This window comes from Streptomyces sp. NPDC006197, assembly GCF_040613865.1.
GTDB lineage: Bacteria > Actinomycetota > Actinomycetes > Streptomycetales > Streptomycetaceae > Streptomyces.
Genome location: NZ_JBEXSZ010000001.1, coordinates 130,710 through 137,603, shown reverse-complemented (window position 1 = coordinate 137,603; position 6,894 = coordinate 130,710). Strand labels below are relative to the sequence as shown.

The window sequence follows — 6,894 nt, the reverse complement described above, 5'->3', positions numbered from 1 at the left end:
GCGATATTCCGAAACCCGCTCCGAGCTGCGAGAACGTCTCGTTCTTCCGCAGATGGGCCAGCGTGAGCAGAGCCTGTTTGAAGCAGCCGAGCTTGTGCCATCGGGTATTGCGAGCTCGACGGCGCTCGTGGAGCAGCCAGGCAACATGCTCAACCAGCTCGTGCGGGACATCGAGCATGGCAGGATACGGAACCACCAGGGCCCCTTCGGTCGCCAGCGTGTTGAGTGAGATCACCACGCCGACGACGAGGGGCTCTGCCTCGTCACCACACCTGCTGACCAGCCCATTTCACCCTTCAGTACAGGATGAAAGAGGCTCACTGGGGTCCTTGATGTCCTTTGACACGGAAGCTAGTCGGACCCGATTCCCTGACCTGCGTGGACTGGATTGATTGTCCAAGCCGTCTGGCTCAGCAGCAGCTTTGGTTCGTCGGACTGCCTGCCGTGTTACCCGGCGCTGCGAAGCCGCGCCGTGATCGCCGTCGAACTCGTAGGAGCCTCCTGCCAGTGGCCTCCTGAGTTCGTCGCTTCAACACCCGACTCCGTGAGTGCTCCAAGAATCCCTCCTAGGTACGGCTACTCATGCGTCGCGCAATGCTGACGCCTACCGTCACATGCATGTTCAAGCGCCGTGTATGTAGAGACCGGGCCTCCGGGCGGTCCGTCCTGTATGCCGTCACAGGGCTCGTGATGGCGGCGCTGCTAGTCGCTGCCGTGGTGGCGGGGAACGTTGTGTGGAATGGCGAGCCGTATCCTTCGGTCGACCCTGACGCGGTCGCGCAACGGCTCAAGGCCCGGTCCGATGAGGTGTACGACGGCTTCGCGCTGCCGGAAAAGTACGCCGCTGGCACGGGCAGGGTCGATACCGGCGCCTGTTACTACCGCGGGCTGAGGAGCATCGCCCACATTGATGAGGCACGGAGCGACGTTCGCAGCTTCGGTCTCGATTGGAGCGTGCCCGACGTCCCGGAAGCCACCGCCCGAAACGCGCAGCGGCGCGTGCGCCAGCAGCTGGTGCAGAAGGGTTGGAAACTCACCCACGAAGGCGACCGTGCAGGCGCAACCTTCCGCGAACTGGGTTTCCGATTCGAAAGCCCGGAGGGCGGCGACCAGGTGGACGTGCGGTGGAACGACTCGACCACGACCCTGTTCATCAGCGTCTACGCCCCCTGTGGGCAGGTTCCCGACGAGTTCGTGGAGCACGACTGGTCTGAGGCGGACTGGCACCCGAAAGAGCGCTCCGCTGGGCTTTGAAGGGCTCTCGCGTCCCCGTGGATTGGATGCGATCCGCCACTCGGCTGGATTCGTTGGCAGAGCGGCTGACTTCATTGTCGAAGGACACTTGACAGGTCGCCGACGGCCTGCCGGTCCCGTGTCCCGTCTCAGCGAAGTTTGACCAGTCTCACGGAACTTTGACCGCACCAGGACGGCTGCTGGGAACCGGTCAGCAGTCGGGCCCTGCCGCTGGAACGCGATGGTCAATAGACTCCGCGCATGATGCAACTCCGAGAGATGAGCGAGCGCGAGTACTTCACCTTCATCGGCCAGCGTCCAGGCATGTTCGTAGGCAAGGCCTCGTTCCACATGGTGACCGCCTTCCTGGCCGGCTACGAGGGGCACGCCGACCGCCACGGCGGTCCGAGTCTTCTCACCGGCCTGCACGAATGGCTCGTTGCCCGCCGAGGCCGGGACTGCAACCACGGCTGGCCGGGTCAGATCCTGCACATCGCTCTCTCCCAAGGCTGGGAGAACATCTGGGACCTGCCGCCCGAAGACGAGCAGCGGGCCATCGGGGTCCTGTTCGAGCTCCTCGATGCCTTCCTCGCCGAACGTGAGGCGACAGTGAGCGCCCGGGGATCAGAGTGAACCGAACGGCCACGTCGTCAGGCCCGCCAGCGGTCAAAGTTCGGTGAGACTGGTCATCCCGCTCTGGAGCCGGGCGATCAGTCCGAGATGCTTCAGTAGGCTGCGCTGGCCATGAATACGAGCGCCGAACCCGAACAAACCCGGAGCAGCGCGATTGCTTCCGGTCCGCCGATCCGGCAACTGTTCCGGGACGTCATCGCCGACCGCCTGCCGGGCCCCAGGCCGCGATGCTGTTCGACGCCGAGGTCGACCCTTACTGGGACGACCGAAGCTTCCTTGGCGACTTCTACAACGAGATCCTCCACCAGGACACCTGCCAACCCGACACCGCCGTCGGCCTCGCCCTGCTCGCGGCCCTCGCCGTCGACGACCGGATTCCTGCCCGACACCGGTTCCAGGCCGTCGACCTGCTGTTCAGAGCCGCCACCGTCGCCGAGCGGCACCTTGCCGAGACCTGGCCGGCCACCCCGCAGCACACAGATCCCGACAGCGAGGCCCAGGCGCGCAGCGCGATCCAGGCTCACGTTCCAGATCTGCTGGCCCGCTGGTCGGCCGAATGTCCTGCGGTTCGCCTCGCCCTCGCCGGCCTCGCCGTCGTCTTCCCGACGGACCGCACCCTGCCCGCCCTGACACCGCGCCTGCGGACCTTCATCCATCAGCACCCCCAGGGCACCGACATCGGCGACTACGTGCGGTTCGTCCTCGTACTGGCCGCCCAGGACGAGCACCAGCCCCTCACGGTGACCGAGAAGCTCACCGACGCGTATTGGACGGGAACGGCGCGCGGAGTGCCGACACGGGCACGAGCCCTCCACCTCCTCGGCCAGATGCTGGCCAAGGTCGGAGCCGCACTCACCCAGACACATACCAAGCAGTGACGCTTCCGCTGGTACGACGAGCGACGCGCCACGCGTCGCTCGCGCTGCTACTTCTCCTGAACATTCACCGACGCCAAGATCCGCAACTGCTGCCCAAACCGGCGGACAAACGCTGCCCTCAGAAGTGAACAAAGCCAGCGGTGGCGCAGAGCATGGCGTCGATGGCGTACTTGTGGCCGTGGAGTCCGGTCGCGCGTAGCAGAGTGGCGGCGGTCTGGGCGAGGGCCTGGGTGACCGGCTCGGCCCGCAGGCGGGACAGAGTCCACTTCAGCGCGGCGTCATCGATCCGGGGATGGATCACCTCGACAAGGACCGCGGCAGAGATGATCACCGGAAGGTCGGCGTCACGAGCGGCGGTGAGCCACTCATGGACCTCGCGGTCGCGTTGCACGGCCTTGGCCAGGCCCTCGCTGTCCAGCGATGAGGGCGCCGCTCACGCGGCTGCCCCGGCGCCGGACGTGGTGCCGCCGGTGAGCTTGGCTCGTTTGGCCGCGACGGCTTCGGGGTCGGCGGGTCCGTGGGTCTTGTCGAAGTCGGCGATCAGCTCATCCAGGTTGTCCCGCTCGATCTGCCGCTGGGCGGCCTTCTCCAGATACGCGGACACGCCTCGCTTGCAGGGTGCCGGCGGTCAGGGAGACGGAGATGCCGTTGGTGGGACCGTCGCCGGGCAGGAAGTCGGTGTCATCGTCTGCCATGGCACGAGTTGGCATTTCGAATGCTATTCGGCGAGCTTGGCGGCGGCGCGAAGCTCTGGACGCCCCCGGTCGTGCGTCGGGGGTCGCACGTAGCGCCCATCCTGCACGTAATGCACATTGATCTTGTACCCGTTTTGCGTCTGGCGTGCCGCTGACCTGCGGTTTTCTTTAACCTGTTTTGGCTCTACATGTTTGCGATGACGCACCACGTGGAGTGCGTGGCGATCCTGGAGCCGGTCAAGAAGGACGCCTGACCTGGGGTTTTGCGGGTGCGCGGTATGTGCGGTGTGGGCGTTGCGGGCGATGTCTTGACGCTGAGATGACGCTCGTTCTGATGGAGCGTCAAACTCGGGGTCGGCCAGGCCCGACGGACGCCGTGCACTGTCCTACCACTCCGGTGGAGTGAGTCAGGCCCCTTCCACAACCGAGAGGTGGCGGCGGAGTTCGTCGGCCACTCGTGCCATGTCGCCGTCGGCGGGGAGGCGCCAGTCGGTCTCGATGCCCCGTTCCACGGCCGGCTCGCTGCTGAAGCGGACGAGGTCGGGGGCGGGCAGGTAGGTGTCGCGCAGCCAGAGAAGGAAGGGGGCCGCCTCACCGGCCGTGGTGTCGGACAGCATCACGCAGTCCCGCCCGTGGACGGTGGCGGTGCCGTCGTACTCGGTGCCGTCGTCGGTGCCGGCCCAGAAGGAGAGGTACGGCTCGCCCTGGTGCGTGCGGTCCTGGCGAACCTTGTAGCGGACCTCGGAGAACGATTCCCGCAGGGCTTCGCCCAGGCCGGCCAGGTCGAGGCCCCAGGCGTGTGGCTCCCGCTCCGGGGCGTAGAACAAGAACGTGGTGCGGTCGTCGCCATCGTGCGTCATGGGATGCGTCCTTCCTGGGGCGGGTCACTTCACGTACCGGGCGGTGCCGGGAACCTGCTGGAGGGCCATGAGCGTCTGCCAGTACGCCGCGGCTTCCTTGTCGTTGGTGACGATCTCCAGACCCCGGATCTGCTGGTGCTCGTTCATCGCCTGCCGGTACTTCTCAAGCTCGCTCTCGTCCCTGCCGATCAGGATGTCCTTCCGGTTCCACTTCTTCGTGCCGTCCGGTTTGAACTCGTCCTCGATCTCGAAGGTGGACGGGCGGCGCCAGGTGTTCTTCCTGCAGTCGTCGTCTGCGTCCTGTACGTACTTGGCGTCCACCATCATTCCGTCCGCCGGACGCATGCCGTCAGCGCCGATGGCGGGCTTCTCGTAGTCCTTGGGCAGGGGGATGACGCGCTCGGGGTAGCCGGCGATCCGCAGCTGGTAGACGTTCTCAGGGGTCGTGGGGTCCGACTTGCCGCCGAAGTGGGCCGGCTTCAGGCCGTTGACCCAGGTGACGAACTCCTTGCGCTCCTCCGGGGTCAGCAGCCGGGGTGGCGGGACGGCGGCAGGGGGGATCGGGTCGCGCCACGGGATGCTTGGATCGGGGTCCCGGTACACCGCAGGGACGATGCCTGGCATCCCGCCGGTGTACGAAGCGAGGACGAGCGGCACCGGCACCGGCACCGGGATCAGTGGAGGCAGGAAAGGCGGACCCGGCGCGCTCGGCCGCCTCCGCCCTCGGGGAGTCTGACGCGCTTCTCCGCCGAGTCCAGGGCATGGCCCACCTCTCCCAGCCGACGGATCCAAGGGTCGTCCAAAACGGCGTCGAGAAGACCCCCGTCGAAGCCGTTTCCTCCGAACAGGGGGCTGTCCCAGGGCATGTCCACCGCGAAGAGGTCCAGCTTGTGCTGCTGGATCGACTTCTCGGCGGCCTCCCCGGAGTGCGCCTTGTCGGCCGTCATGGCCGACGCCTGGGCGTCCTCCAGGAAACGCAGCATCAACTTGCCGCCGCGCCGCCAACAATCGGCGACCGCACGGATCTTCTCCGGCGATCCGCGGAAGCGGTCAGTGCCGCCCGGTGCGTACTGCTCGTACCAGGCCGTCTCCCCGACCACCTCCGGAAGCTCGCGGCCCAGACCGAGGTAGTTCTCCGGGCAACCCTCCCCGGGGTCACCCATGCCGGAGACCAGGTCAGGCTGCTTGCCGAGCAGCGAGGCGACGATCGCGCTCTCCTGCGCCATGAACTCCCGCGCATTGCGCATGAGCCCCCGACTGGCCTCCCCGAGTACGTAGGAGCTGGACCCGATCTTGTCCAGCGTGGCCCCGGCAGCGGCTCGGTAAACCTTCGCGAACGCGCGCCCTGCCTCATCGTCCCCGGCCATTCCACGCTGCCCGTCCAGCTCGTGGTACAGCGCGATGGCAGTGTCCCGGACTCCGCGCATCGTGTCGGTCAGGCCCATCGCGCCCTTGATCATTCCCTCGGTGATGAACTTGAGGTGTGGTGCCAGTCCGCTCATTGCGTCCCCCTCCCGAACCCCGCATTGCGGGTGCGAGCAGGGGACCGTGCGACGACAGTTCTATCGCACGGCAACGACAACGAACTCCGACGAGCGAGGCACCGCACCGATTTCCGGCCTCGGAGGGGACCGAACACGACCGTCCAGTCAAACGGGCCGTAGAGCCGTGGCACTGGGCGAAGCTCATTTGAGCGTGAGCCCGGCCGGCACTCGAACCTGCGGTCAAGTGCTTAGAAGGCACTGGGTGGGTGGGGGAGTGGGGCGGCGCTGACCTGCATGTTCGCTCCTGGTGACGCGTGGGCGGCCCAAACTTCCGGCGTTTTCGGGACGGCGGGCTGCCGCGGCGACATCGAGCTACCCCATCGGGGTCGACTCCCGTGGAGGTTGCCGGATGGAAGGGCTCCCGCCTGGTTGTCTCTTGCCGTGGCTCGGCACATCATCGACGAGAGGATGCCCCCATGCGCTTGACGAGCGTATCGCTCGCAGTGCTTCCTGCCGCCGCTGTGATCGCCGTTCTCAGCGCGGGAACCGGCGTGCAGGCGGTCCAGGCCCGTGCCGCTGGAGGGCAGACTCCGGCCGACGTCGAGGTCATGTCCAACGACGAGTATGTGGCGCGTTACGGCACAGAGCAGGCGCTCGCAGCGCAGGTCCCGCTTCCGCCGGACACCAGCCCGACTGCTGCCCTGCCGTCCGAGGAGGACCCCAGCATCTCGTGGCACCACATCTACTGGTCGGCCTTGGACTGGGACCACTACGACAGCCCCACGCGCCGGGGGACCAACAACTTCGGCCTCAAGCACACCTGCTCGAAGCACAACATGTGCACGCGGAAGGCGATCAACGCGCCGTACAACGGCAAGGCCGACCGTGTCCGGGAAAGCCGTGCCGAGTACGACGCCGTCATCACGAGCGGGGGACCGGTGCGGATGACCACCACCAGCGCCGCCGAACGCGGCGAGCGGGGTCCCAACGGTCAGAACACGCCGGGCGGTCGTCCCGTCGGTACGGTCACCGCGTTCTGCCGTGGGCAGACCCTCTGCCCGGACTGGGTCAACCAGCTCTGATCCACGCGGCGTCCACGCCGCCTGCCTGG

The 6,894-nt window shown here is 66.9% G+C and carries 8 protein-coding genes and 2 pseudogenes; 4 read left to right on the top strand and 6 right to left on the bottom strand.

The window, feature by feature from the left end; all coding sequences use genetic code 11:
- Positions 1 to 238 (bottom strand): transposase family protein (locus ABZ318_RS00545; protein ID WP_356900276.1); only part of this gene is annotated, 238 nt, incomplete at its 3' end.
- 380 nt (positions 239 to 618) lie between these two features.
- Here ABZ318_RS00545 and ABZ318_RS00540 point away from each other — a divergent pair.
- The 3 genes from ABZ318_RS00540 to ABZ318_RS00530 all read left to right on the top strand — a co-directional run bounded on the left by ABZ318_RS00540 (position 619) and on the right by ABZ318_RS00530 (position 2,744).
- Positions 619 to 1,254, top strand: a complete 636-nt coding sequence (locus tag ABZ318_RS00540; protein ID WP_356900275.1) for a hypothetical protein — start codon at positions 619 to 621, stop codon at positions 1,252 to 1,254.
- 240 nt (positions 1,255 to 1,494) lie between these two features.
- Entirely contained in the window at positions 1,495 to 1,866 is a 372-nt protein-coding gene (locus ABZ318_RS00535) for a hypothetical protein (RefSeq protein WP_356900274.1), read from the top strand.
- A gap of 227 nt (positions 1,867 to 2,093) precedes the next feature.
- The gene (locus ABZ318_RS00530) at positions 2,094 to 2,744 is read left to right on the top strand and encodes a hypothetical protein (RefSeq protein ID WP_356900273.1); all 651 of its coding nucleotides are present in this window, start codon (positions 2,094 to 2,096) and stop codon (positions 2,742 to 2,744) included.
- 136 nt (positions 2,745 to 2,880) lie between these two features.
- Here the strand turns inward: ABZ318_RS00530 and ABZ318_RS00525 are convergent.
- The 5 genes and pseudogenes from ABZ318_RS00525 to ABZ318_RS00505 form a co-directional block, all read right to left on the bottom strand.
- A pseudogene (locus tag ABZ318_RS00525) lies at positions 2,881 to 3,181 on the bottom strand (DNA-binding protein); the annotation flags it as partial.
- Positions 3,178 to 3,439, bottom strand: a pseudogene (locus ABZ318_RS00520) (hypothetical protein). The pseudogenes ABZ318_RS00520 and ABZ318_RS00525, both read right to left, overlap by 4 nt.
- Positions 3,440 to 3,846: 407 nt before the next feature.
- Positions 3,847 to 4,299 carry a hypothetical protein gene (locus ABZ318_RS00515; RefSeq protein ID WP_356900272.1) on the bottom strand — a complete coding sequence of 151 codons (453 nt, stop codon included), beginning with the start codon at positions 4,297 to 4,299 and terminating at the stop codon, positions 3,847 to 3,849.
- A 24-nt stretch (positions 4,300 to 4,323) separates the two neighbouring features.
- Positions 4,324 to 4,923 (bottom strand): restriction endonuclease fold toxin-2 domain-containing protein, encoded by a 600-nt coding sequence (locus ABZ318_RS00510; protein ID WP_356900271.1) that lies wholly within the window; start codon positions 4,921 to 4,923, stop codon positions 4,324 to 4,326.
- Positions 4,924 to 4,973: 50 nt separating this feature from the next.
- On the bottom strand, positions 4,974 to 5,801 hold the full coding sequence (locus tag ABZ318_RS00505) for a hypothetical protein (protein WP_356900270.1): 828 nt from the start codon (positions 5,799 to 5,801) through the stop codon (positions 4,974 to 4,976).
- Between the two features lie 458 nt (positions 5,802 to 6,259).
- Between ABZ318_RS00505 and ABZ318_RS00500 the strand changes: the two genes are divergently transcribed.
- Positions 6,260 to 6,865 carry a hypothetical protein gene (locus tag ABZ318_RS00500; RefSeq protein ID WP_356900269.1) on the top strand — a complete coding sequence of 202 codons (606 nt, stop codon included), beginning with the start codon at positions 6,260 to 6,262 and terminating at the stop codon, positions 6,863 to 6,865.
- Positions 6,866 to 6,894 lie beyond the last annotated feature (29 nt).